This window comes from Rhodococcus sp. A14, assembly GCF_011603105.1.
Lineage (GTDB): Bacteria > Actinomycetota > Actinomycetes > Mycobacteriales > Mycobacteriaceae > Rhodococcus_F > Rhodococcus_F opacus.
In genome coordinates this window covers 1-25,039 of sequence record NZ_JAAOQS010000048.1, presented here as the reverse complement: position 1 = coordinate 25,039, position 25,039 = coordinate 1, and the positions used below count along the sequence as shown (strand labels likewise).

The 25,039-nt window shown below is 65.3% G+C and carries 16 protein-coding genes and 2 pseudogenes; 10 read left to right on the top strand and 8 right to left on the bottom strand.

Annotated features, from left to right (window positions below; translation table 11 throughout):
* Positions 1–141 precede the first annotated feature (141 nt).
* Positions 142–1,764 (top strand): AMP-binding protein, encoded by a 1,623-nt coding sequence (locus G9373_RS23655; RefSeq protein ID WP_133987641.1) that lies wholly within the window; start codon positions 142–144, stop codon positions 1,762–1,764.
* 50 nt (positions 1,765–1,814) lie between these two features.
* Here the strand turns inward: G9373_RS23655 and G9373_RS23650 are convergent.
* A pseudogene (locus tag G9373_RS23650) lies at positions 1,815–2,506 on the bottom strand (thiamine pyrophosphate-binding protein); the annotation flags it as partial.
* A gap of 407 nt (positions 2,507–2,913) precedes the next feature.
* Between G9373_RS23650 and G9373_RS23645 the strand changes: the two are divergent.
* From G9373_RS23645 to G9373_RS23630, 4 genes are all read left to right on the top strand, one after another.
* A complete protein-coding gene (locus G9373_RS23645; RefSeq protein ID WP_133987642.1) occupies positions 2,914–3,201 on the top strand; it encodes a hypothetical protein in 288 nt (95 codons plus the stop codon).
* A gap of 303 nt (positions 3,202–3,504) precedes the next feature.
* Entirely contained in the window at positions 3,505–5,841 is a 2,337-nt protein-coding gene (locus G9373_RS23640; RefSeq protein ID WP_133988072.1) for a transketolase C-terminal domain-containing protein, read from the top strand.
* A gap of 16 nt (positions 5,842–5,857) precedes the next feature.
* Complete coding sequence (locus tag G9373_RS23635; RefSeq protein WP_167117045.1) at positions 5,858–6,964, top strand: 2-oxo acid dehydrogenase subunit E2; 1,107 nt, start codon at positions 5,858–5,860, stop codon at positions 6,962–6,964.
* A gap of 455 nt (positions 6,965–7,419) precedes the next feature.
* Entirely contained in the window at positions 7,420–7,797 is a 378-nt protein-coding gene (locus G9373_RS23630) for a hypothetical protein (protein WP_133987644.1), read from the top strand.
* Between the two features lie 188 nt (positions 7,798–7,985).
* Here G9373_RS23630 and G9373_RS46645 read toward each other — a convergent pair.
* The 5 genes and pseudogenes from G9373_RS46645 to G9373_RS23600 all read right to left on the bottom strand — a co-directional run.
* A pseudogene (locus G9373_RS46645) lies at positions 7,986–8,174 on the bottom strand (transposase); the annotation flags it as partial.
* Positions 8,175–8,851: 677 nt separating this feature from the next.
* Complete coding sequence (locus G9373_RS23615; RefSeq protein WP_166680717.1) at positions 8,852–8,995, bottom strand: hypothetical protein; 144 nt, start codon at positions 8,993–8,995, stop codon at positions 8,852–8,854.
* 101 nt (positions 8,996–9,096) lie between these two features.
* Positions 9,097–9,723: a GIY-YIG nuclease family protein gene (locus tag G9373_RS23610; RefSeq protein WP_166680779.1), complete on the bottom strand. Its 627-nt coding sequence runs from the start codon at positions 9,721–9,723 to the stop codon at positions 9,097–9,099.
* Between the two features lie 589 nt (positions 9,724–10,312).
* Entirely contained in the window at positions 10,313–11,665 is a 1,353-nt protein-coding gene (locus tag G9373_RS23605; RefSeq protein WP_133987647.1) for an MFS transporter, read from the bottom strand.
* A 147-nt stretch (positions 11,666–11,812) separates the two neighbouring features.
* On the bottom strand, positions 11,813–12,514 hold the full coding sequence (locus tag G9373_RS23600; protein WP_240960692.1) for an FCD domain-containing protein: 702 nt from the start codon (positions 12,512–12,514) through the stop codon (positions 11,813–11,815).
* A 311-nt stretch (positions 12,515–12,825) separates the two neighbouring features.
* Between G9373_RS23600 and G9373_RS23595 the strand changes: the two genes are divergently transcribed.
* From G9373_RS23595 to G9373_RS23580, 4 genes are read left to right on the top strand one after another with little or no spacing between them, the layout of a single operon-like run.
* Positions 12,826–14,424, top strand: coding sequence for an AMP-binding protein (locus G9373_RS23595; protein WP_133987649.1), 1,599 nt, complete (start codon positions 12,826–12,828; stop codon positions 14,422–14,424).
* A gap of 7 nt (positions 14,425–14,431) precedes the next feature.
* Entirely contained in the window at positions 14,432–15,196 is a 765-nt protein-coding gene (locus G9373_RS23590; RefSeq protein ID WP_133987650.1) for an enoyl-CoA hydratase-related protein, read from the top strand.
* Positions 15,193–16,431 (top strand): acyl-CoA dehydrogenase family protein, encoded by a 1,239-nt coding sequence (locus G9373_RS23585; protein WP_133987651.1) that lies wholly within the window; start codon positions 15,193–15,195, stop codon positions 16,429–16,431. Before G9373_RS23590 ends, G9373_RS23585 begins: the two co-directional genes overlap by 4 nt.
* A gap of 8 nt (positions 16,432–16,439) precedes the next feature.
* Positions 16,440–17,495, top strand: a complete 1,056-nt coding sequence (locus tag G9373_RS23580; RefSeq protein WP_167117036.1) for an acyl-CoA dehydrogenase — start codon at positions 16,440–16,442, stop codon at positions 17,493–17,495.
* A gap of 269 nt (positions 17,496–17,764) precedes the next feature.
* Here G9373_RS23580 and G9373_RS23575 read toward each other — a convergent pair whose 3' ends face one another.
* Together G9373_RS23575 and G9373_RS23570 are read right to left on the bottom strand one after the other, a co-directional pair.
* Positions 17,765–20,908 (bottom strand): lantibiotic dehydratase, encoded by a 3,144-nt coding sequence (locus tag G9373_RS23575; protein WP_167117033.1) that lies wholly within the window; start codon positions 20,906–20,908, stop codon positions 17,765–17,767.
* A complete protein-coding gene (locus G9373_RS23570) occupies positions 20,853–23,006 on the bottom strand; it encodes a peptidase domain-containing ABC transporter (protein WP_283335947.1) in 2,154 nt (717 codons plus the stop codon). The genes G9373_RS23575 and G9373_RS23570 overlap by 56 nt, the downstream gene beginning before the upstream one ends.
* Positions 23,007–23,565: 559 nt before the next feature.
* Between G9373_RS23570 and G9373_RS23565 the strand changes: the two genes are divergently transcribed.
* Positions 23,566–23,733 carry a hypothetical protein gene (locus G9373_RS23565; RefSeq protein ID WP_166680782.1) on the top strand — a complete coding sequence of 56 codons (168 nt, stop codon included), beginning with the start codon at positions 23,566–23,568 and terminating at the stop codon, positions 23,731–23,733.
* Positions 23,734–25,039: the final 1,306 nt, after the last annotated feature.

Here is a 25,039-nt window from a genome sequence, read left to right as displayed (position 1 = left end):
GAAAACAGTGGGCGCGAATTTAACGCCGGCGCAGGAACTCCACTTCCCTCGAGGCATCGACGTAGTCGCCGCCGCAAACTCGCAACAAGCACCCGACCCGCCCAGCGCTTCGTATGAAGCGCTGCTTCACCTGGAGGATCCGTGACCGGTCTCGACATTCCATTGACACCCATTCGCTTCCTCGAACGTGCAGTCGAGGTCATGCCCGACAAAATCGCAATCCTCGACGGCGAGCGCCGATGGACCTACCGTGAATTCGGCGCCGCAGTACAGGCCCTCGCAAAAGCACTTCGATCTTCCGGTATCACGGATGGCGAACGGGTCGCATATCTGGCCACCAACTCCGCCGAGCTGCTCATCGCCCATTACGCCGTCCCCCTCGCACGCGGTGTACTCGTCGCGATCAACACACGCTTGTCAGCGGCCGAGATCGAATACATCTGCGGGCATGCTGGTGTGCACCTGCTCTTCGGTGAAATCGAGCTACTGAAGCCGGTGCTCGACGCCGGACTAGATTTCGCCACCGTCAACGAGTGGATCGAACTACCCACGGTGGAAGGCCTTTTCACCGCACCTAACGAACTTCACAGCTATGACTCGCTGCTCACTCGCGGCCAGGACGACGATCTACGCTGGGAGATAGACGACGAGAACCGCACGATAGCAATCAACTACACCTCCGGCACCACGGGCCGTCCCAAAGGAGTCATGTACTCCCATCGCGGCGCCTACCTCAACTCGCTCGGCGGAATCCTACATTCAGGATTTGGTAAGACCACCAAGTATCTGTGGACCCTGCCGATGTTCCATTGCAACGGATGGTGCACGACCTGGGCGGTCACTGCCGCGCTCGGTACACACGTCTGCTACCGGGCGGTGCGCGCCGACAGCATGTGGTCGCTGATCGACGAGCACCAGATTTCACACCTCAACGGAGCACCGACAGTTCTGACCCTCCTGGCCCACGCTGAGCAGGCCCATCTCCTCACAACACCGTTGACCATCAGCAATGGAGGTGCGCCACCCAGCCCCACCATCATCGCCAGGATCCGCGCTCTGGGCGCATCGATAGTGCACATCTACGGCCTCACTGAAACCTACGGACCCTACTCCGTCTGTGAACCCAAGCCCGAGTGGGACGAGCTGGATGTCGAGGTCCACGCGAAACTCACGGCGCGCCAGGGTGTCGGCACGATCACTGCCGAGCGGCTGCGGGTTGTGCGTCCCGGGCTTTCACCGGCGGGCGAGTTGACCGACGTGGCCGCAGACGGCACAGAGATGGGCGAGATCGTCATGCGCGGCAATACTGTGATGAAAGGCTATTACGACGACGAGGAGGGCACGCGGAAGGCAACCGAGGGTGGCTGGTTCCACTCAGGTGACCTGGGCGTCATGCATCCCGACGGATACGTGCAACTTCTCGACCGTGCGAAGGACGTGGTGATCTCCGGGGGAGAGAATATTTCGACGATCGAGGTAGAGCAAGCTATTCTGTCACATCCGGCGATACTCGAAGCCGCCGTCGTGGGGGCACCTGACGACAAGTGGGGCGAACGGCCAAAAGCGTTCGTGATGACTGCCAGTGGAGCGCACATCGACGAGGCCGAGGTCATCGCACACGTGAAATCACGTATCGCGTCATACAAGGCACCACGATCGGTCGAGTTCGTCGACGATCTTCCCAGAACTTCAACCGGAAAGATCCGCAAGAACGAACTGCGTGAGGCGGAGTGGAGTTCACTGCAAAACATGATCAACGGCTGAGATCTTCCGCGCTGTTGCACGGTCGGTGGCGCCCGGCACCGCGTGGGACATAGTTTGCGCGCGGCATCTGCCTTGATCACGCCGCCACCGTGGAGAACAGGTCTCTCGGCTTCGCCGATCATGGTGGCTGCGGCACGGATCTGTTTGGGCGACGGCACGTTAGGTGGTCGATAGCCGGGCAGGTGCTTCTCTGGTGGCCACGAGAGCGTGGTTGCAGCCTGCAGAACGTCTTTCACGATGTCGACGAGTGCCGCCCCGGGCGTCCGCTGGAGGCGATGTGGACGGCATCGGCGAGGGTGCGTGGGAAGTCGGCCGGGTCGGTGATCAGGAAGTTGTGCTTGGTGATTGGCATGGTGATGCCGCGGATGTCAGCGTCTTACAAGGCATCGGTGCCGATGAGGTCGCGGGAGACTTGGCCGGTGATCGCGACGCGGGGAACAGAGTGCATCTGTGCGTCGAGCCGGGGTCACGAGATTGGTGGCGCCGGGGCCGGAGGTGGCCATGTGGACGCCGCCGTTACCAGCGTCCTGCACATATCCTGTGGCGGCATGGCCGTCGGCTTGCTCCTGCCGGACAAGAACATGTCGGATGCGGGTCGATTCGAGCAGCGGGCCGTATACCGGCAAAATGGCTCCCCAGGGATGCCGAACACGCAGTCGACACCGAGTTCTTCGAGCCAGCGCACCACTGACTGAGCTCCGCTGCCACTTTCCGGGGAGCGTTGGGTGAGGCGGTGTGTCATGTATTGGGCTGGCAGACGGGCCAGGACGCTTACGGGAATCCACTGTGGCAATCGAAAGCGCTGGGAGCGACTCGGCGAGGCGGTAATCCGGAGTGCGACGTCGCTGCCTGTCGCGCATCCTAGAGATCTGAGGATGGTCGACTACGGGTCGGGAAACGCGAACGAGCATTCAGCATCAACCAAGGCGGATCCCCAATCGCTCCGTGACTACTTCAGCAGACTGCCTGCGACAGAGACTTTTCCGAGACCGTCGGTGAGCACTTTGAGCCGCCGCCGCGGTCACGGCCGTCGACGAGCTATGCCAGCGGAGAGTTCAGCCGGTAAGCGAGCTGGCGCATCGGACTTCTACCGCATTGCGGGCCGGATCCTCGACTCGATGGGGCGAGCAGGCCACCACGTGGATGAGAATGTCTGTGACACCGCTGCGTCCCGTGCACCTCGACCACCTCAGGATGCCGTCCAGCGACTCCGCGATGGGCGTCGGCTTCCGCTGCGTGACACCGGTCAGGATGAACGCGGTCAGCGGGTATCCGAGGGCGACCAGGTCCGATTCGGCGTTCGAACGGGTGAAGCACACCCTGTTTTTCGAGCTCGCCGAGCGGGCCTGCACGGTGTTTCGGGGGGACAGGCTGGCCATGTCGGCCAACGCGATGACGGTGGCCCGCGAATCCTCGGTCAGTGCCTTGAGGATCTAGGCGTCGATGGAGTCGACAGTGCTCCCGGTGGGCATATTGCCAACCCCCAACTGCACTTGTGTGGGCGATGATTCGCAGAATGCGCAAGTTCTGCGAGCGGTATTGCCGAAAGCACATGCGGATGGTGGACTGTCTCTAGTTCCGCATCCGGAACGCACCTCGCGATGGGTAGCTCGAAACGCTGTCATCGACAGGACCGGCCTCATCCAAGTCCGGCTCCCTTTGCCACACGATTTGCCTCGCTCACACCCTGAGCATGCTGATCAACGTTAGCGCCAGGATCTCACAGCAAGGACGGACATGATGAACGGCACTCGCACGATTGATCTCCACGCCCCTTCTGAACAATCACCGACCCCTGAGGTGCTCCGCGAGATCGAACGCCGGGTGCTCTGGTTGTCGACCGCGATGATCCACCACGCCAACCGGGTTCGCCCGAACCCGACGGGGTTGAAGGTGGGTGGCCATCAGGCGTCGTGTGCGTCGATGGTCTCGATCATGACGTCGTTGTGGTTCGAGCAGCTCCGGCCGGGTGACCGGGTGTCGGTGAAACCCCACGCGTCGCCGGTGCTGCACGGCATCAACTACCTGCTCGGGGAGCTGGACGAGAAGTATCTGACGACGCTGCGGGAATTCGGTGGCCTGCAGTCCTACCCGAGCCGGTCGAAAGATCCTGATCCGGTGGACTATTCGACCGGTTCGGTCGGCATCGGGGCGACGGCCCCGATCTGGGGTGCCATCGCCCGCCGCTACGTCGACACCACCATCGGCGGCGCCGGCACGGGCCGCCAGTACTCGCTCGTCGGTGACGCCGAACTGGACGAGGGCGCGGTGTGGGAGGCGATCCTCGACACCTCCGTGTCCGAACTCGGCGAGATCGTGTGGATCGTCGACCTGAACCGGCAGTCCCTGGACCGGGTGGTGCCCAACATCGCCGCCGGTCGGCTCGAGGCCATGTTCTCCGCCGCCGGGTGGCAGGTGATCACCGTGAAATTCGGGACCCTGCTCGAGTCGCTGTTTACCCAGGCCGGTGGTACGGCGCTGCGGACCCGGATCCTGGACATGCCCAACCCCGAATACCAGCGGCTGCTGCGCTGCGACGCCGAGCAGGTGCGGGTGCGGCTGCCCGGGGACGGCCCCGACGCCGCCGCGATCGCGTCGCTGATCGCCGGCCTCGACGACGACACCCTCCTCAACGCGATCCGCAACCTCGGCGGCCACGACCTCGACGCCCTCCGCGCCGCCTACGCGCAAATCGACGACACCCGCCCCACGGTGATCATCGCCTACACGATCAAGGGTCGCGGCCTGCCGACGCAGGGGCATCCGCAGAATCACTCGTCGCTGCTGACCGTGGAACAGTACGAACAGCTCGCCGCGGAACTGGGCATGGACCCGAACAACCCCTGGGCCCGGTTCGACGCCGACAGCACCGCCGGGCGCGTCTGCGCCGCCTCCGCCGAATGGCTCACCCGTGACCCCGTCGACCTGGCCACCCCGCCCGCGGTCCCGGCCGACATCGGCCGCACCCCGACAGGGACGTCCACCACCCAGGCCGCACTGGGGCGGGTGCTGCTGGACCTGTCCCGCCAGGCCCCGGACGCGGCGAAACGGGTGGTCACCGTCAGCCCCGACGTCAGCTCCACCACCAACCTGGCGGGGTGGCTGAACAAGGTGGGGGTGTGGTCACCCAACGAGCGCCGCAACTGGTTCGACGACGACGCCGAGACGATCATGCACTGGCGGGAAAAGCCCACCGGGCAGCACATGGAACTCGGCATCGCCGAAACCAACCTGGTCGGACTGATCGGTGAGCTCGGTGCCACCTGGAGCCGGTGGGGACAACCGCTCTTCCCGATCGGGGTGATGTACGACCCGTTCGTCGAACGCGCCCTCGAGCCGTGGTCGTACGGCATCTATGCGGGCGGCCAGTCGATCCTGGTCGGCACCCCGTCCGGGGTCACCCTCGCCGCGGAGGGTGGGGCGCATCAGTCGATCAAGACCCCCTCGATCGGCCTCGAGCAGCCCGGGTGTGTGAGTTACGAGCCGGCGTTCGCGATCGACGTCGAGTGGACGCTGCTCGACAGCATCTCCCGCCTGGGCCGCCCGGACGGCTCCTCGTCGTATCTGCGGCTCTCGACCCGCCCGGTCGACCAGACCCTCGCCGCCGTCCCCACCGATCCCGCCGCCCGGGAGCGTCGCCGCCGTCAGGTGGTCGCCGGCGCGTACACCCTCCGGCACCGCGAAAATCCGGCGGTCACCCTGGTCGGCATGGGTGCGATGATCACCGAAACCCTCACCGCCGCGGACCGGTTGGCCGAGCAGGGCATCGCCGCGGACGTCGTGTGCGTGACCAGCCCCGGACTGTTGTTCGAGGCGGTGCAGGCCCGCCGCGGCCTCGCCGACGGCCCGTCCTGGATCCTCGACCAGGTGTTCCCCGGCGGCCGGGCGGCGCCGATGGTCACCGTCCTCGACGGCCACCCGCACACCCTCGCGTTCCTGACCGGGATCAACCACGTCCCCGGCGCCGCGCTCGGTGTCAGCAAATTCGGGCAGGTCGGTTCCCTCGACGACGTCTACCGCTACCACGGCATCGACACCGACAGCATCGTCCGCACCGCGCTCGACCTCGTCGACTAACCCAGGAAGACCCAGAATGACCACGACACAGACAGGCACCACAGTGGTGCTGCCGTCGCTCGGTGAGAACGTCACCGAAGCCACGATCACCCGCTGGCTCAAAACCCCAGGCGACCACATCGAGCAGGATGAACCATTGCTCGAGGTGGCCACCGACAAAGTCGACACCGAGGTCCCCTCCCCTGCCGCAGGCACCCTCCTCGAGATCATCGCCACGGAAGACGCTGTCGTCGAGGTCGGCGCGGCACTTGCCGTCCTCAGCGCACAAGGCCGTGATACCCAGGACACGCCGGCACCCGCTGCCGAGGCAACTCCCGCGCCTGCACCGACAGCCGCCACTTCTGCTCCGGCACGTGCACCTGTATCGAACCCGACTACCCCGGAGGCTGCTGCACTGTCAGCCGCGGGCGACCGGGTGGAAAAGCTGCCCCGGATTCGGCGAACCATCGCACAGCGGATGCTCGAATCTCTGCAGACATCAGCACAATTGACCACCGTCCTCGAGGTCGACGTCACCGAGATCTCCCGGCTGCGCAACCGGGAGAAGGAAGACTTCCACCGCCGGACCGGGGTGAAGCTGTCGTTCCTGCCGTTCTTCGTCGCCGCCGCGGTCGACGCGCTCGCCGAGCATCCGGTGATCAACTCCTCGCTCGACGCTGACTGCACCGAGGTGACCTACCACGGGGCAGTGCACCTCGGGATGGCCGTCGACAGCGACAAGGGGCTGATGGTGCCCGTCATCCGCGACGCCGATACGTTGCCTATCCCGGAACTTGCCCGGGCTGTCGCCGACTCCGCCGCCAGTGTGCGGACCGGAACGATCCGCCCCGACGACCTCTCCGGTGGCACGTTCACCATCACCAACACCGGCAGCCGCGGGGCACTCTTCGACACCCCGATCATCAACCAACCCCAATCCGCCATCCTGGGAATCGGAACCGTCGTCGAACGCCTCGTCCCCACCCGCGGCGACGGCGGCGCACTCCAGATCAACGTGAAGTCGATGGCGTACCTGTCACTGTCCTACGACCACCGCATCGTCGACGGCGCCGACGCCGCCCGCTACCTCGCCACCGTCCGGCAGCGGCTGGAAGACGGATTCGACCCCTCGGACCTACAGTGAACGGGCCAGCACACACCCCAGGCTCTGTGCCCGGACACGGCACCCGAGACGATCACCGACTCGTCGAATTCGCCCTACGGTGGGCCCCAACAGTTGCAGTAAACGACTACACCCTCCCCGACTTCGACGAGTACATCTTGCCGGAGTTCGGACTGCAGCCAACGATGTACTACCGCAGACTCCTCACACTCCTACTGACACCACCGTGCCCACGCTTGGACCCACCGGACCGGCAACGCATCATCACACTCTGCCAGCACAAGTTGGACGCCTCAAGACCAGCAATCCCCGATTAAGCAGAGCGAGCATCAATTCTCGCTGCCGACAACCCCAATGGGACACACCGCGGAAAACAAGAGTTGGCACGCGATCGACTAGGACCCTCAGCGTGCATCTCTGCTCGGCACGATTCTCATCACCAAGCAGGCCGAGATGCGGGCGAAAAGGAAACGATCATGTCCGAACAACCGAAATCGACTAGCCGTTCGGAAAATCCCGAACGCAGCACTCCCACCGGAAACCACACACCCTTGTCCGCAGATTCCATCACCGACCAGCTGAAAGCCTACCGCCGCCAGCGCCGCGCACGAATATCCGACGAACTACGCCGAGCGCGATACTGTCAGCTACCAAGCGAAAGCATTGATCTCATACGTTTCGCACAGGCATGGGCGCCCTACGGAAAGATGCCCACGGAAGATATTTTCGTCCGATACGGCATGACAGCGGCCCGATACTTCGAAGTTCTGGCCGACGTCATCTCGATGCCTGACTGCGACCCCCAGATTGCCACCACCCTCCGATCCATCTACTTCTCACAACGCCGCCCATAACGGGCCGATGGGAGGACTGCCCCTAGCTCCGCTGTCAAGCAGCGACGATGGTTACTGACAGTGATTGGTCGGCGAACATGGCACGAAAGACGACGTCTGAGAGCCTGCGTTGAGAAAGCGGAGCGTCTCCAGTCCGCCGTCACTACTGGCATTGCGGCGGGCCAAGAGTAGGCGTGCATCATCTTGCAGCGGGCCTGAGTGAGCGCGATCCGGTGGATGGCTGCATTGCGCTGCCGGTTCCCGCTGCGCGAGAGACGATGTCGAGCACAGATCGACGACCACACCGGTAACGGCACGGTACCACTGTGTCGAGCGAACGCCTCCTTCGAGTGGAAGCGGTCCACGTCGGCGTTCTCACCGATGATCTTGGCCGCCGACCGTGATCGAGCATGGGCAGCGTCCCATGGCGCGTGTCCTATCCGAGGAGTGTCCCAACACTTCGCATACGCGCACGCATCCGCCGGGATCCGCCTCGTCTTCGGCGAGGCGATCGAGGGCGACAACTCCCGCGTCTGTGCCGCAATCGGCCGGAGCGGCGAACGCTACCCTTCCGACATAGTCGTGATCGGAATCGGGGTCGATCCGAACACCGAACTCGCCACAGCGGCCGACTTTCAAACCTCAACGGGATTGCGGTCGATCCCTACCTACGCACCAGCGACGCGCACAGTTGGGCCATAGGCGACTGCGCCCACTTCTCCTGCACCCACGCCGGTGCCCCGACACGGCTCGAATCAGTCCACAACGCAGTCGACCACGCCCGAGCACTGGCCCGCACACTGAGCGGCACACCCACCGAATATCACCAGGTCCCCTGGTTCTGGATTCAACAGGGGCCCATAAACACCAGATCGTCGGCATCCCCGGCAAACAAGATGGCTCCGTTGTCCATGGCAACCCCCCGAACGGAAAGTTCTCCGTTCTCCGCTTCCGCGATGGCGCATTAACGTGCGTCGAATCGCTCAACAGCCCCGCCGTGCACATAGAGTCCCGCAAGATCGTCGCGTTACCCGCGCGACCCACCCGCGAAGACATCGCGATCGAGAACTTCGACCTACGCCGCCTCGAGCTGATCATCGAAGGCCGACAGGAAACGCCCCTCGATACGGCGCTGAATCGCCAGCTTGAACGGCGCAAGCCGGCGTACGCTCCTGAATCGCAGTTTCTCAGTGAGGAACACCGTCGCGTACAAGTCCATCACCACGAATCTCCGCCACACTGTCCATATCTATGGTCTACCAGAACCTTTGACGAGAACCTTGGGTCGCAACACTTGGATGAAACCCGATCGAACCTCGATTACCGCCCGCCCACGCCGGGGTTCGGAAGGACTGGCAGATCATCTGCCCGGCGCTTCGCAGCGGCACGCGCAGCCTTCAACTGGAGATAGAAGGAGTTACGCGAGTTGCCGTCCAGGTTGAGCGGAACGTCCAAGCTCGCAATCAACCGATCCTCAAGGTCCCACGGTTCCTCATGCGCGATCCACGAGACGAGGGCGTTCTCGGCCATCCACTTCGACAGCAGCGTCTCCCCGATGTGGAAGGTATACCGCTTACCGGATCCGACACGGCGCAACTCGATCCCGACCTCGTCCGCGACCAGGCAACCGAGCGTGAGGCGGAGTGTCGACCCGGCAGCGTTACCGGTGTGGTGGGTCTTGATTCGCTTCCGGATGTTCTGCGTACTAGGAGCCTTGCCGTTGGTCGGCGGCTTTCTCGGACTGATGCCGGTGTAGAGCAGCGTGAGCCCGTCCCGCGTCGCGCACCCCGAGGTGTCGATCGCGGCCGGCAATTTGCGGAACCACCAGCCGTAGACACCAGCAGTCGCTGGAACGGGGCACGGCCTGGCGAGTACCTGCTCGCGGGTGTGCGGTGAGGCAGCGAGGTAGAGCGCAGATTCATCCTGCGGGTCAACGATCGGACTCATGCGGAGGATGTTGTCATAGGGCGGCGACAGCGATCTACGGAACCGTCCACACCCCGGCACCCGGCAGCAACGTGAAGCTCGGAGTCCCGGGAATCCCGACTGAGGCGACGAGCACTCCCGGACCTGTCCGTACATACCCCCGATTCAGCATGCTTCGAGGTGCCACCTGCGTTATGCCGGTCTTCCCCGTCGATAGGTTTCGCCACTGGATACTGCAGAAGCAATAGTTGGCGTCATCGCTTACAAATCGCGTCATCCCCGGTTTTTCAAGGTCGGTCTGCGCGATGACCCATCCACCGACGGCCGACGACAACATGTAGGGCGGAGCAGCCGTAACACCATATGTCGGAAGAAAGAACTGCACGTCGGTTGGCGCAGCGTGCGCAGTTGACGTCACGGACAACGCGATACCGAAGGACGCGAGGACTGCGCTGGAAGCGGCGGCGATGCCGCGCACGACACGCGATGTACGCACTGCCAGGGCCATGGTTGCCCCCTTCACGTCACCCCGCCACGGTAGAGACGGACGATCCCTGTAGTAAGTGTCGCAAAGACGCAGCGTTCGGAAATGTCATTCGGGTGGACGACATCAGCGACGTGCGACGGACGCAGCGGCTTCCGTGTGGGAGGCGGACTCGCGGCGGACGCCGCCGTAGGTTGCAGTTCGGATGCTGAGTAGCGTCAGCAACCCGATGAGGCACGATCCTGCGAGAAAGTATGCCGGCGACAAGGCGCTCCCGGTCCGGTCGATCAGCCAGGTGGCGATGTACGCCGCCGTTCCGCCGGTCGCGATCGTCGCCAGGTTGAAGCCCAGAGCGACGCCGGTGAGCCTGACGCGAGAGTTGAACAGCGACGGGAACAGTGGTGCCGTGGCGACCTGGATGAGCGGGGTGCCGAGCGCAAAGACGAAGAAGGCCACGCCCGCGACGACCAGCCCGTGACCGCCCATCAGGGACATGGCAGGGTAAGCAAGGATGCCGGATCCGATCAGTCCGGCTGCCGCGACCGGGACGCTGCCGAATCTGTCGACGAGTAGACCGGCGACCGGCATCAACAGCGCGATCAGCACGATGATGAGCGCGGTCGTCCAGGTGACCGCGGTCCGATCGAATCCGCCTTGGCGGACCAGGTGAATGCCGATGTAGGTGAGCACCATGTAGCCGGTGGCGTTCTGTGCCACGCCGAGCCCGAACACCTGCAGAACCTGCTTGGGGTGTGTGCGGATGAGTTCGGCGAACGGTGACTTCGCCAGGTCGTCCGTAGCCGCGGCATTCTCGAACTGTGCGGTGTCGTCGATGCGGGTCCGGGTCCACAGGCAGAAGAGCAGGAGGGGGACGCCCAGCAGGAACGGGATCCGCCAGCCCCAGCTGGTCATCTGCGGTTCAGTGGTGAGCGCTGACACGGTCCCGACCGCAATCGCGGCGAGCGCGAAACCACCGTTGCTGCCGAGTGCGACGAACGAGGCGCCGAGGCCCTTACGTTTTTCCCCGACGGTCTCATAGACGTACGTCAATGCTCCGCCGAGTTCACCGCCTGCTGAGAAGCCCTGCACCAGACGCGCGAGGACCAGCAGGATCGGCGCGGCGATGCCCGCGGACGCGTACGTCGGCAGGCATGCCATGAGGAGGCTGCCGACCCCCATCAGCAGTACGGACACCAGCAGGGCGCGCTTGCGTCCGTGCCGGTCACCGAGGCGGCCGAAGAAGATGCCGCCGATGGGGCGCATGAGGTAGGCCGACGCGAATACGGCGAGGCTGGCGAGCAATGCGGCGGTGGGATCGTTGCCGGGGAAGAACAGTGGGCTGACGACCACGGCCAGGTAGGCGTAGACGGTGAGGTCGTAGTACTCGACGATGGTGCCGACGGCGGCGGCGAGAACGCCGCGGCGCCTAGTTTGCTCGAGGGTAGGGGTGCGCGAGGTGGAATTCGTGTGGGTCGCCACGAACGTCTCATTTCTGTGCGGAGAGTGTGGACCGAAGGTGCGCTCACCGTAGGCGGGGGGTGAGTCATATCCTGCGAGCGCTTTTCACACCATAACCGCGCGGCCGCTAAATCTGTACATGTTTTCGAAAACTTGGGGATGCAGCCGCTAGAGCTGCCAGTGCACGGGCTCGGAGATGATGTGTGCAAGGCGCTTACGGTAGTACTTCGCGGTGTCGTGGACGAAGGCCTCCATCGCCTCTCCTGCGGCGGAGGCATTTCGGGAGCGCATGGCATTGAGCACCAGCTGCTGCGCTTCGACGGCGGCGGTGCGGGTGATCTCAGGGTGCCGTGTGGGTTCCGCATCGCGTACCAGCAGTAGCAGCGTTTCCATGAGGATGCGCAGCACCGGGTTTCCGGACGCGGTGTAGATGGTGGTGTGGAACAGCGCGTTCTTCTCGATAAAGTTGTCGTAGTCGTCGGGCTGTGTCCGCATGCTGTCGAGCGCTGCCTGCAATTCGTCCAGTTGGCCGTCTGTAATTCGAGGCGTGGCCTGTTGCGCGACCACCGGTTCCAGGGTGAGCCGGGTGTCGATGACGTCGCTGAGATTTGCACCTTCGAGCTGCAGGAACAGTTTCATGGTGTTGCCCAGTGATTCGAATTGCGGCCGGCACGCGACTGGGCCGCCGCCGACACCGGCCCGAATGGTGACCAGGCCCCGGCTCTCGAGTAGGCGGAGGGCTTCGCGCACAGTCGTGCGCGCCACGCCGTACTCGGCGACCATTTCCTTCTCGGTCGACAGTCGGTCACCGGCCTCGATGCCGCCCCCGAGGATCTTGTCCGCTATCTGGTTCGCGATGCGCTCGGACATTTTCGGGACCCTGCCCGTTGCGCGATGGGCATCGTCCTTCGTCATTGCGTCCCCGGTGTACTCGTCGACAGTTCGGTGCATAGCCGCCATGCGTACAAACCCTACCCAGGCCGGAGCGCGAATCGACAAACTCTGTACATATTTAGGGAAAGTGGCTAGCGTGACACCAGTCAACCCGTGGCACCCACTCAACATCCGAACGCAATAATCTCCCGGAGGTAAAGATGTGGCCGACGCGCCCACCGACGCCCGACCTTGTCCATTCCTACCGAGAGTCAGGGCACTGGCGTGATCAGCCGATCGGGCACTACTTGACACGCGCCGCGTCGCTGTTCCCCGATGCAGTGGCCGTGATCGACGGCGACACACGCCTGACCTTCGCCGACGTCGACCGCGACGCGACCACGCTCGCTGCGGCGCTGCATTCGGTCGGGATCGGTGCCGACGACGTGGTTTCGTTCCAGCTCCCCAATCGGGCCGAAGCGGTCATCATCTACCAGGCGATCATGAAGCTCGGCGCCGTCGCCAACCCCATAGTCCCGATCTACCGAGGGCGCGAGCTGCGGTTCATCCTCGGGCAGGCGCAGGCGTCGGCCGTCTTCATTCCCGCGACCTACCGAGGATTCGACTACGCCGCCATGTATGACCAGCTACTCGACGACTTGCCGCACGTGAAGAAGGTCGTCGTCCTCGGCGACCGTGACGAGCGCAGCACCGACGAGCGGATGACCACATGGAAGGAGCTGCTAGGCGATGCCCCGGCTGAAGCCGCGAAGGTGGTTGCCGCACTGCAAGAGCCGGATCCGGATCAGGTCTGCCTGCTGCTGTACACCTCTGGGACGACCGCGGATCCGAAGGGCGCGCTGCACAGCCACAACACGCTCGTGTTCGAGAACCTCTCGATGATCGAGTTGTTCGGCCTCAACGAGAACGACGTCATCTTCAACCCGTCGCCGGTCACGCACGTGACCGGGGTGAACTGCGCCTTGACACTGCCGTTCCTGCTCGGGGCGCCGGTCGTGCTGCACGATCAGTGGGATCCAGCCGCCGCGCTCGACAAGATTGCCCGCGACGACGCCAGCTTCATGATCTTCTCCACACCGTTTCTGCAAGGGTTGCTCGACGCGGCGGTCTCGGCGGGTCGCCCGACTCCGTCGATCAGGTACATCGTGTGCGGCGGCGCTGACATGCCGGACGAACTGACCCGCCGGGCCACCGATCGGCTCGGCACCGTCGTCCGCATGTACGGCGCCACCGAAGGGCCGTCCGTCACAGCAGGCAATCGTTGGGACACACCGCAATTACGCACCCGAACCGACGGTCGAGTCTTGGCGCCCACCGAGGTGATCATCGTCGACCCCGCCGAGCGCCCTGTCGCGCCCGGCTCCGTCGGCGAAGTCCTGTGGCGCGGCCCCGACACCTTCCTCGGGTACCTCGACTCCTCACTCAACGCCGCGGCGTTCACCGACGACGGCTTCTTCCGATCCGGTGACCTCGCGCGGTTCGACGAAACCGGCGCAATCCACATCGAGGGTCGAATCAAGGACATCATCAACCGCTCCGGCGAGAAGATCAGCACTCACGAGGTGGAAAACCTGCTCAGCGAGCACCCCGCCGTCAGCGAGGTCGCCGTCGTCGCCGGGCCGGACGCGACGACCGGTGAACGGGGCTGCGCCTTCGTCGTCACCCACCACGCGCAGGACCTCACCCTCGAAGACGTCCACGAGTTCCTGACCGGTCGCGAGGTCGCCAAACAGAAAATCCCCGAGAGCGTCTTCGTGGTGGACGTTCTACCCAAGACCGCGAGCGGCAAGATCCAGAAGTTCGCGCTCCGAGACTGGACCCGCAACCGCACCAACCTCACGCCGCAGATGGTCGGCGTCAGCCTTCATGCGGCGCATGAGAAGTGAGGACGACATGACCGAGCACATTCTCATCTCCCAACCCGAACCAGGGATCGCCCTGGTCGAACTCGCCCGCGGCAAGGTCAATGCACTCGACCACCAAATGTACGGCGAACTCGCCGAGGCCTTCGACCGGCTGTCGGACGATCCGACAGTCAACGTCGCCGTGCTCACAGGACGCGGTCACGTGTTCTGCGCGGGCAACGACCTCAACGACTTCCGCACCATGGACACGACGAGCGGTGAACTACAGATGCGCAACGTCCGCCGCGCGATGTTCAACCTCATCGACTGCTCGATCCCCGTCATCGCCGCCGTCAACGGGCCGGCACTAGGCAGCGGACTTGGCCTGACCGCATCGTGCGACCTCGTGGTGGCCTCGGAAAAGGCGACGTTCGGGCTGCCGGAAATGAACGTCGGGGTCCTGGGCGGCGGCCGCTTCACCGCCCGCATGCTGCCGCAGCAAGCAATGCGCCGACTGTTCTTCACCGCAGAAGCCGTCGACGCACACACCCTCGAGCGGTGGGGCGCGCCGATCGAGGTAGTCCCCCACAACGCGCTCATGAACACCGCATTCACCCGCGCACGGTCCATTGCCTCGAAGAGCCGCTACGCACTGACCCTGGCGAAGCAATCGTTGAACGGCTGCGAGGGTATGGACCTCAAGCGCGGCTACGAACTCGAACAGACCTTCACCGTCCGGCTGTCCGAGCATCCGGACTCCAAGACTGCGGTCGAGGCACGAATGACCGCACTGACGAACGGCAAGAACCCATGAGTACCGCAACGCGCGAACTGGCAACACCGGAAGACCTGGACGCGTTCGGCGAGCGCGCCACCGCGTGGCTATCGCAACGGTTGGACCGGCATCTGCCGGCCACCGACACCGACCTGCCAGGAAACGACGCGGAGCAGTCTTACGCCATCTTCCACAACCGCACAGAGGCCGAAGAGCGCGAACTGCTCGTCCGCGGCAAGGCCTGGCAATCCGCACGCGTCGATGCCGGGTTCGGCGCGATCACCTGGGGCCCCGAATGGGGCGGACCGGGCCTGACCGCGTCCCACGAACGGATCTACGTCGAGCTCGAACGTCAGTTCCGCGCCCCGGAGCGGCACGAAACCATCCTCGTGACTGTGGAACTGATCGCACCGACCATCCACCTGCTCGGCACCGAGGAACACAAACAACGATTCGTGCAACCGTTCCTGCGTGCCGACGAACTGTGCTGCCAGCTGTTCTCCGAACCCGGCGCCGGCTCCGACCTGGCCGCGCTCGCGACCCGCGCAGTTCGCACCGACACCGGCTGGAAGATCACCGGTCAAAAGGTGTGGAGTTCGGGCGCACAATTCGCCGAGTGGGGACTACTCATCGCGCGCAGCGACCCCGCCGCACCCAAGCACCGCGGAATGACGGCGTTCCTGGTACCGATGGACGCCCCAGGCATCGAAACCCGGCCCATCCGCCAGATGTCCGGCGGTTCCACGTTCAACGAGGTGTTCCTCAATGACGTCGAATTGCCTGACTCGCTGCGTCTCGGCGACGTCGGCGACGGTTGGAACGTCGCATTGACCACCCTCGGTTTCGAACGCAGCTCCAGCGGCGGAATCGTCTCCGCCGGCGGCAGCGCAGCCGACCTGATCCGGCTCGCCAGGCAACTTTGCATCACCGACGACCCCCACGTGCGTCAGACACTCGCCCAAGTCGTCGTCTACGAACGCGCCACCGCAATATTCAACGCCCGGCATGCCGAGCGGGAACTCGCCGGACATGTCCCCGGAGTCGAAGGCTCGATCGCCAAGCTCGTGTGGACGCAAAATCTCAAACGCATCGGTGACGCCGCGGCCCGATTCCTCGGACCCCGCATCCTCGCCGACACGGGCACCCCGAACACCTATGCCTGGACCGAGCATCTCCTGGGCGCCCCGGGCTACCGAATCGCCGGCGGGTCCGACGAGATCCAGCGAAACATCATCGGCGAACGCGGCCTCGGGCTGCCCAGAGAACCGCGCTAGGAGCAAACATGGCCCTCGAATTGACCCAGGAACAAGAACAACTTCGCGACAGCGTCCGCGCTTACCTCACGAAGAACGCTGATACGAGACAAGCACCGTGGGAAGGGCTCACCGGCCTCGGCTTGACCGAGATCCCCTTCCCCGAGCGCTTCAGTGGAGCCGGTTGCACCCTCAAAGACACCTCGGTCGTGATGCACGAACTCGGCCGTACCATCTCCGACGCCCCCTACTTCTCGTCCGTGTGTCTTGCCGGCCTCACCCTCTCGGAATGCGCCTCGGACGCGGGCCGCGCCGCACATCTACCCGCCATCGCAACAGGAAAATGCACCGCCACCCTAGTCGCCGGGTACCCGTACTCGGACACCCCGATTACCGCCACCCCATCCGGTGACAGCCGGCTGATTCTTCGGGGCACACAAGAATTCGTGGTCAATGGCGACAGCGCACATCTCCTCGTCGTTGTCGCACGCGGAGAGAATGGCCTCGAGCTAGCTGTCATCGACGGCGCTGCTCCCGGCGTCGTGCGTACCCCGCTCGAGTCCCTGGACACCACCCGCCCACTGACCCGGATCGAGTTTGCCGACGCCCATGCACAGGGGGTCGGCGGCGCGAACCTGCATGCGACGCTGCTCCGCGCGCAGGCGTCAGCCCTCGTGGCGCTGGCCTCCGAACAGGTGGGCGCCGCCGAGGCGTGCCTGGAGATGTCGGTCGAGTACGCCAAGGCCCGGGAACAGTTCGGCCGACCGATAGGCTCCTTCCAATCGATCAAGCACCGACTCACCGACATGCTGGTGGCACTCGAACTGGCGCACGCCGCAGTACTGGACGCGGCGAACGCCGACGAAAGGCCAACAGACGAACTAGCCACTGCAGCGAGCATTGCGCACGTGCTGGCGTCCGAGGCCTTCACCTACGCCGCCGAAGAATCCATCCAAATCCACGGCGGCATCGGATTCACCTGGGAACACCCCCTAAACAGGTACTTTCGGCGGGCCAAGAGCGACACACTGCTATTCGGCAGCACCGAGACGCACCACGAAGTCATTGCCGCTTCGGTGATATAGGTGTTCGGGGTCGTCGGGATCTTCTTCCCGACCGCACCGCCCTAATTCGGCTCGTCGGAGCCGTTCTGGCCGAGCAGCACGACGAATGGATCGAAGTCCGCCGCTACCTCGGACTCGACGTCCCCGCCCGCGCTCGCGGTGGCCAGACGCCCGACACCACTGCCGAACCAACTCAGGAGGTGACACCCGCGGCTCTGACCGCATGGCCATCACGCGAGGAATCACGCGACGACGTCGTACACCACCTCACGGGACTTGACCTGGTTCGATCAACGCGACGATCGGGCGAGGTGAGAACGGTAGTGTCGGTCCAGCAGGTCGTGGATGACCAGTTCCTGGGCGCGGTGGACGGAGCGCAGCATCCTGTTTGCGTGCATGTGGGCCAGGCTCGCGGCCCATGCTTCCAGCGGTACGCCGAGGCGACCCGCGTGGTCGAGATCGTGCAGTTCGGTGCCGATCCTCCGCAACGACTCCGACCTGATATCGAAATACCGCAGGCAAGCGGCGAGCGGGTGTTGAGTGCCGGCAGCCAGCAGTTGCTCGATGGCGGCTCGTTCCGCGCGGTATCGCCGTCCCAGCTCCCGGGCCTGTGTTGGCCCGCCGGGGAACTCGGTGGCGAACCCGTCGCGTTGCCGCCGCACGAGTGCGGCACGAGAAGGCAGGTCGAAGCCGAGGTCGTCGAGGAGGCGGTCTGTGCCGGCCAAGGTCAGTCGCCAGCGAGCGTCGAGACTGGTGTCGCCGGAGAGCATTTCGACGATACCGAGCGCGGCGGCGCTGTCCGCGTGGAATGCCTGCTCGGCGAGCAGTATGCCCTCGTTGCCGCCGTAGCGTTCGATTTCGCGTTGGTAGGTGTCGAGCTGGACCCGCCACACCATCCCGTTGTCGATCAGCGGTACGAGCGCTTCCGACAGTGCGGGCTGGATCTGCTCACGGAGCGCCTCGGGGTTTCCGGTGAGTCGGAGACGGATGTGCCAATCGGGGTCGGCGTAGCGGACGAAGAACCATCGGGTGGCCGAACCAGCGTCGACTGCGTCCCGGATCGGTGGGCCGAGCGTACGCAGAACAGCATCGGCGCCGGTGGTGCCGGTATAGATCTTGAGGTAGAGCCAGTCCGACCCCGGCGGAATGTTCCGCGGTACCGAACCGACCCGCCGAGACAACGGCGGCGTTTTCGACGGCACCGGTGCGGGAGGCCGGAGAAACGGCACCACCAGCTCGTGGGTGAATCTGCCGTCGGGGCCGGCAGCGGTGGGTTCGTGGAAGCCGAGAGTTTCGATGAGCGTGGCCGATTGGCCGCGGTTCAAGGCGCGCAACATGGTGTGTACCCAGGGTGGGCTGTCCAGGTCGACGACCAGCTCGTTGTCGAACTCGGCGAGGGTGCACACGCGCGGGAGCTTGCGCGCGGCGCGCAGCCGGGCCACGTCGTCGTGATCGCGCAGCCCGTCGACCTCGGTTGCGGTCAGGCGCCAGCGGGCCCGGGCCAGCACCAGCCGTCCGGCTGTGACCCGCGGCAGAAATGTCGCATCGGCGAGCGGGCCCCAGTCCCACGCCATCCAGGAGACGACGCCTTGATTCTGAAGGTCGGCGAGGAATCGGTACATGCCGAGGCTGTTGTGGGTGGTGTTGTGTGCGGTGGTCAGCCGCGGGACGATTTCGCGGTCGAGTCGGCGCGAGCGCAGCACCACCCGGTCGCCGTCGAGCCGGACGGTGAGATCGTCCACCGTCAACTGCCGCTCCGCCGGGGCGTCGGAGCGGCCCAGGTAGGTCAGCTCGTACTCGCGGAGCACCGGCCGGCGCAAAATGTTGCCGATCCGACCCTCCGGCAGGTGCACGACCTCGGCGAACACCGTGTCGGGGCGGTGGGCCTGCTCCGTTGCCAGATGCGCTCGGACCGCCGCGGTCAGCTCGTCGTCGCCGTGGCAAAAGCGACCGAGCAGTGCTGCGCCGGACGGTCCGGCGACGCCGCGCACCAGCAGCTGCCCGGTCTGGGGGTCACCCAGCACGATCGCCATGATCGACAGGGCGTCGGGCAGCGGGAGCGGATCGGGCTCAGCCAGCTGCTGGATGTCGGCGTCGGCGAGATCGATGCATTCCGCGCCTCGTGAGAGCGCATCGGTCAGCAACTCCAGCAGTACCCCGTCACGACGACTCCACGTGCGGGCGGGTTCCGACCCGAGCCCGAGATCGATGCCGGCCAACAGCGGGGATTCCTCGGCGTCGGGGTGCGCCGAGCCGTGGTAGCCGATGCCGGTCTCCTCGTCGAGCACCTGCGCCAGCCCGACCTCGGCGCCGCCGTACCGTGTGTCGAACGCGGTCCGGAACTCTTGCATGGGGTCCGGGCGCCAGGCCGTGATGCGGTGCAACAGGGCGACAGCCCGGGCGAGCTCGTCGACAACCCGATGGCTGAGAGTCATTCCGGTGCTTGGTTTTACGAGATCGACCTGCACCAGCCGAGCCGGGTCGAGGTCGGGGACCAGCTCGCGCATATCCCTCACGATTGTGGTGTACCGACTCACCGGTTGCCCGAGACCATCTCGATCCAGCGCCGCCAGATGCGCGCGGACGGTATCGAAGCGCTCGGCCACGGGCGCGGTGGCCGGTGAGCGGTGCAGCGCGGCGCAGAGTGCCGCCGCAGGATCACCGGTTCCAGTGACCGCAGGTTGGGCGTCGGAGACCAGCATCCGGGCGTCCACCAATTCGTGGACGTAGTGCCGGGCGTCCTCGACGGTGATGTCGTCGTCAACCAGTTCGGCGGCCAGGTCCTCAAGGCGGGCCCCGCCCACCGCTCGCCGCAGGGTCGCGGTAAGTGCGTCGTCCTCATCGACCGCAACCAGGTGATGCGACCGAACGGTGCCGGTCATCCGGGCCTCGACGAACCGCACGCGGCCCGCGGCCCGGTACAGACTTGTGTTCGGCGAGAACAGCAGGCCATCAGTTGAGCCGGCATCGCATTCTACCCGGTCCGCCTCCGCGGCCAGCACTCCCATGTCCAGTCGGCTCCGGCGCTGGAGCGAACTCAGCGGCGGCACGTGCAGCGCCGTGTCCCGCCCGGTCAGCCGCCCGACCCCGACGCCGGCGAACAGTCCGAATGGGGTGGGGCGGGTTGCTGCGCGGATCAGATACGCCGCGACCGCCCGCTCGACACGGTCCAACGGGCCCTCGGTGGTCGTGTTTTCCTGCCATCGTGCCGTCAGTTCCGGGGAGGCCAACCACAGCGCTTCGGCGACCTCCGGCCGTGCGGCGAGACTGCGCAGCCGCTCGCGCGGGTCTGCCCCGTCGGTACCCCAACCGGCCAGCACGTCCACCGGCAGCAACGGGGTGCGCATGACGAAGAAGCCCGACGGCACGAGCGCTTTTTCAGCGGCCAACGTGATCACTCCCGTCGTCGGGGTTTCGACCGGTGTGATCGTCAACCAGCCGGGCGTATGCGCCGCCGCGGGCCAACAGTTCGTCGTGGCCGCCGGATTCGACGATCGTGCCCTCATCCAGGACGATGATCCGGTCGGCGCCACGGATCGTGGACATCCGATGCGCGATCACGATTCTGGTGCACCCCAGGGTGTTCAGGTTGTCGTGCACCGCTGCCTCGGTGATGGTGTCCAAGTGGCTGGTGGCTTCATCGAGCAGCAGAATCTTGGGCTGGTGCAGCAGGGCCCTGGCCAGTGCGAGGCGTTGCTTCTGTCCGCCGGACAGGGATGCGCCGCCGTCGACGAGCATCGTGTCGTACCCCATCGGCATCGCCGTGATGTCGTCGTGGATACACGCCAGCCGCGCAGCCTGTTCCACCTCGTGCAACTCGGCGGCGGGGTGGGCGAAGGCGATGTTCTGGCGGACGGACACGCCGAACAGGAACGGGTCTTGGACAACTACGCCGAGCTGAGCGCGCACACTGCGGCAGTCCAGTGCTGCCAGGTCGATCCCGTCGAACAGGATTCGCCCACTGTCCGGCGGGTACAGTCCCAACAGCAGGTGCGCCAGGGTGGTCTTCCCGGAGCCCGAGCGTCCGACGATGGCCACCGTCTGGCCCGGTTGGATGTCGAGCCCGATATCGCGGATCACCGGTTCGTCGAGGGGGGCGTAGCCGAAGACGAGACGCTCGGCGACGATGCCGCCGAGCAGGGTCGGCGCGCGGCGCACCGCGTGGCCGTCTTGTTCGCGCGGGGTGTCCAATACGTCGTCGATACGGTCCAGATAGCTGCCCAACAGTTGCAACTGAGACACCGTGGCGACCAGAGCGGCCAGCGGTTCCAGAAACCCGGCGGCCAGCGCCGCCAGCGCGAGCAGTTCGCCCAGGCTCAGCTGCCCGTTCAGCACCAAGAGTGCTCCGACACTCAGGACAGCAAGCGGAGAACCCATCCGCAGAGCAGCCAGGGCCGCCTCGACACCGGCGGCGAGCCGACCCCGGCGCACCGTGACGTTGAGTTCGTCGACGAACAGGTTCGACCAGGCTTCGATGGCGCGGTCCTCGGCGCCGGAAGTCTTCAGAGTCTGCACGCCGGAGAAGATCTGGTAGGCGTAGGCCTGGGTCTTGGCCTCCGCTTGCAGCCCCTCGGCGGTCAGTCGCTGGTTGCGGCCGCGGCTGGCGAGGAGCACAGCCACCTGGGCGGCACCCAATCCTGCCACCAACACGCCCAGCTGCGGCGAGAAGATCACCAGCAACACCAGGTAGCCCGTGACCAACGCACCGTCGAGCATCGCCGACAACGCGCCGGTGGTGAGGATCTCGCGGACCACGGTGTTGGAGCGCAGCCGCATCATCAGATCCCCGGCGGAGCGGCGCAGGTGGAAACTGTAGGGCAAGGCCAGTAAGTGATCGAGGAACCCGACGGTGGTACGCAGGTCCACGACCGTGCGCAGAGCGAGCAGCAACCGTCCCCGCAGCCACGTCGTGGCGAGCGTCGTGGCAGTCATGATCGCCATCACCGCCGCGGCCACAGCGAGCAGTGAGCGGTCGTTTCCGGGGATCACCCTGTCCACCACGATGCCGGTCAGGACGGGCAGCGCCAGTGCCAGAACCCGCAGCACGATCGATGCGGCCAGGACCTTGACCAGCCGGCCCCGTTGGGTCAGCAGTGCGCCCGCATGGCGGCGCAGCCGCCCTCGCTGCGCTGGGCGCCGTCGGGTCGCGAATTCCTCGCCGGGTTCGAGTTCCAACGCTACCCCGGTATACCCGCGGCCGAACCGGGCCCAACCGAGGCGGACCCGCCCCACGGCCGGGTCCACCAAGTCCACCCCGCGGCGCCGCACCGCCCCGAGCACCACGAAATGGTTGAGTTCCCAGAACAGGATCGACCCCGTCGGCAGCAGACCGAGCTCATCGACCTCGGCCTGAACGCCGCGAGCGCGTAACCCAAAGTGGCGGGCAGCGGAAACCAGCGCCTCCGCCGTGGCCCCGTCCCGGCCGTTGCCGACCACTTCTCGTACTTCCCGCAACGGCACCCACTTGCCGTATGCGGCCAGCGACATCGCCAATGCGGCGGGTCCGCAATCGGACATCTCGGCCTGCGGCACGAACGGCACCCGACGGCGCCCCGGCGATGCGACCCGACGAAACCCTCCATGATTGTCCCCCGGGCGCAGAGGCTCGCCCGGCCGACCACCTCGGGCGTGGTACTCCAACGCCTCCTTGCGGAACAACCCCCGCCCGTTCACGGTCCACTGCCGACCGAGGCGAGCCAGGCGCTTCGGCGCACAGCGGTGGCGGTCGCCTCGCGCCGTGAGCCGCACAGCCTCGACCGGCCGGGATCGGTGGTTACCGAGTCGGTCGTGCCAGCAGCCTCTGCGGTGGTGGTCATGACATGGTCCACTCTCGCATGATTGGAAGATCAGCGGTGACCAGTTTTCACTAGCAGATATGCGAGTGGATCAGCCTGCAGCCGTCCACCCCGACCCAGATCCACCGGCCAGTACCGGTACAGCACGCGGAAAGCGAGCCTCGATCCGGTAACGGGTCGAGGCGCTTTGCGCGCGTCACGCTATTCACCGCCGATGTCGACTCCTCGGCGCTCATCGTCGCGGCGAGCCAAGAGCACACGCTCACCTCGATCTAGCCATCCCCGAGTGAAACCGAATGCCGACACCCGAACCTGACGACCAGCAGAACCTAATCCCGAACGCACTGCGTCAGAGGAGAACCGACGACCTGCTGCCGGGAGACATATCGCTGATGGCGCTGCTGTACCGCCACCGGGACCGGATCTCAGTCGACCTGCTGCGCCGCCGCGATACCTTCCGATGACTCCGGAATCTAGGAAAAGGAAGCCGACAGCTCAGTAGATCGGCGATCTCAGCGGACCCGCAATGACCGCGCCTTGGTCGACCCGTCCGTCAGCGGCCACCGACCGCTCATCGCGCACGGTTGCGGTACCAATGGCTAGCGTGACGTGGCGGTCGTTCTCAGTGAGCGCCTGTCGTTGGCGTCAGAGAGTTACTCACGCCCGCGCCTCTACCGGCCGCGATCTGGCGCAGATCGTCGGTGGTCAGTTCGCGCAGCGATTCGCGGCGCAGCGCCGGCAGTCGGAGGGTGGGGTGAACTTACAGGCGCGACGGGTGTCGCGTTGGTTTTCATGGTGGGCCTATACGATGCCGGTTTTGCTGGTGGTGCCAGACGTACACGCTGCGGAAACCCGTCCGCCAGCGATGTGGCGCAGGTCGTCGGTGGTCAGTTCGCGCAGCGATTCGCGTCGTAGCGCAAGCCGTCGCGGGGCGACGGGTGTGTCAGCGGGCGCGCCGGGTGCGGGGGTTGTGTTCATTGCCAGTCTCCGTTGTGCTCGTGGTCCAGGATGAAACTCCCGGATTCCCTGGACTTGAAGCGTGACCCATCACCGAGAGTCTCGACAGAAACCCCAGGGCTGGGAATCACCCACCCCACCACCGTGCGCCGACGTCGATCACCATCCAACCGGCGATACGGTCCTTGGTCTCGGCGCATCCGCCACCGGCAGCCCGCCGACCGTGGCACTCGCACACCCCCGAGCCTCCCGGCGCGAGGCGAACAATCCCGCTCCCCCGTTCGGGCATCGAGTACTCCCGGCCACGGTTCTCCGAATTGAATAATGCACTGTCCCAATCGGTTCACCACGGGAGAAGATCGGACACGCTCAAGCCGTTGTCGTCCTGTTTCAACGCCAGATCGCCTCGTAAGTCGGGCGGCGTAAGCCGTAGGCGGCTCCCAGGCCGGGCCCTTTCGTGGGTCCACGACACGGGAAAGTCGCCCTTTTCACGTGCCTGCCCGAGCGCTTCGCCACCGGTCCACGTCGGAAGCCCAGCTGCCGTGCGGTCGGCTGACCAGGGTTGGGCTTGGAGATCAGGAGGCAGACCGCGGGCACCCACACGACAGATGCCTTGAGCTACGTCCACTCCACGGTCCCGCGGAGCGATCACTTGGCCGCCGTCCGTACTGCCTCTGCCGACGAGGTGTTGAGCGTCGCTCGGGGTGCCGAGCAGCGGGTAGGTGTTCGTCAGTGACGTTGCCGATCTGGGTGGCGGCGTGAGTGTGGGGTTGATCTTGGTGGTCTGCACCGTCAGTGTGACGAGGAACTGAT